This window comes from Acrocarpospora phusangensis (assembly GCF_016862995.1).
Classification (GTDB): domain Bacteria; phylum Actinomycetota; class Actinomycetes; order Streptosporangiales; family Streptosporangiaceae; genus Acrocarpospora; species Acrocarpospora phusangensis.
Map to the genome: position 1 here is coordinate 1 of NZ_BOOA01000192.1, position 1818 is coordinate 1818.

At 57.9% G+C, this 1818-nt stretch carries 1 rRNA gene; it reads right to left on the bottom strand.

Annotated features, from left to right (window positions below):
- Positions 1-2 precede the first annotated feature (2 nt).
- Positions 3-1818: ribosomal RNA gene (locus Aph01nite_RS40840) — 23S ribosomal RNA — on the bottom strand; the annotation flags it as partial.

Consider the following 1818-nt stretch of genomic DNA (forward strand, 5'->3'; position numbering starts at 1 on the left):
TTATGGTCAAGTCCTCGGCCTATTAGTACCGGTCAGCTCCACACGTTACCGCGCTTCCACACCCGGCCTATCAACCCGGTCATCTCCCGGGAGCCTTACCCCCAAACGGGGTGGGAGACCTCATCTCGAGACGAGCTTCCCGCTTAGATGCTTTCAGCGGTTATCCCTTCCGAACGTAGCCAACCAGCCATGCCCTTGGCAGAACAACTGGCACACCAGAGGTTCGTCCGTCCCGGTCCTCTCGTACTAGGGACAGCCTCTCTCAAGTCTCCTGCGCGCGCAGCGGATAGGGACCGAACTGTCTCGCGACGTTCTAAACCCAGCTCGCGTACCGCTTTAATGGGCGAACAGCCCAACCCTTGGGACCTACTCCAGCCCCAGGATGCGACGAGCCGACATCGAGGTGCCAAACCATCCCGTCGATATGGACTCTTGGGGAAGATCAGCCTGTTATCCCCGGGGTACCTTTTAGCCGTTGAGCGACACCACTTCCACACGTCGGTGCCGGATCACTAGTCCCAGCTTTCGCTCCTGCTCGACCCGTCAGTCTCACAGTCAAGCTCCCTTGTGCACTTACACTCGAAACCTGATTGCCAACCAGGCTGAGGGAACCTTTGGGCGCCTCCGTTACCCTTTAGGAGGCAACCGCCCCAGTTAAACTACCCACCAGACACTGTCCCCCACCCGGATCCACGGGCGCGGGTTAGACATCCAAAACGACCAGAGTGGTATTTCACCAATGACTCCACCATCACTAGCGTGACAGCTTCCCAGTCTCCCACCTATCCTACACAAGCCGTCCCAAACACCAATGTCAAGCTGTAGTGAAGGTCCCGGGGTCTTTCCGTCCTGCTGCGCGTAACGAGCATCTTTACTCGTAGTGCAATTTCACCGGGTCTGCGGTTGAGACAGCGGGGAAGTCGTTACGCCATTCGTGCAGGTCGGAACTTACCCGACAAGGAATTTCGCTACCTTAGGATGGTTATAGTTACCACCGCCGTTTACCGGCGCTTAAGTTCTCAGCTTCGCCACCTCACGGCAGCTAACCGGTCCCCTTAACGTTCCGGCACCGGGCAGGCGTCAGTCCGTATACATCGTCTTACGACTTAGCACGGACCTGTGTTTTTAGTAAACAGTCGCTTCCCCCTGGCCTCTGCGACCCCCACCAGCTCAAGAAGCAAGTCCCATCACCAGCAGAGGCCCCCCTTCTCCCGAAGTTACGGGGGCAATTTGCCGAGTTCCTTAACCACAGTTCACCCGAACGCCTCAGTATTCTCTACCTGACCACCTGAGTCGGTTTAGGGTACGGGCCGCCGCAACACTCACTAGAGGCTTTTCTCGGCAGCATAGGATCACCCACTTCGCCACAATCGGCTCGGCATCACACCTCAGACACTTGGAGTGCGGATTTGCCTACACCCCGTCCTACATGCTTACCCCGGGAACAACCATCGCCCGGGATGGGCTACCTTCCTGCGTCACCCCATCGCTTACCTACTACCAGATCAGGCCGAGCGTTCACTCCGCAACAGTCCGAAGACCACCGCATCGCTAGGACTCTTAGTATCACTGGCCTCGATATGGGCGCATCACAGCGGGTACGGGAATATCAACCCGTTGTCCATCGACTACGCCTGTCGGCCTCGCCTTAGGTCCCGACTTACCCTGGGCGGATTAGCCTAGCCCAGGAACCCTTGGTCATCCGGCGCAGAAGTTTCCCACTTCTGAATCGCTACTCATGCCTGCATTCTCACTCGTGCCGCCTCCACAACTGGATCACTCCGCCGCTTCACCGGCGACACGACGCTCCCCTACCCA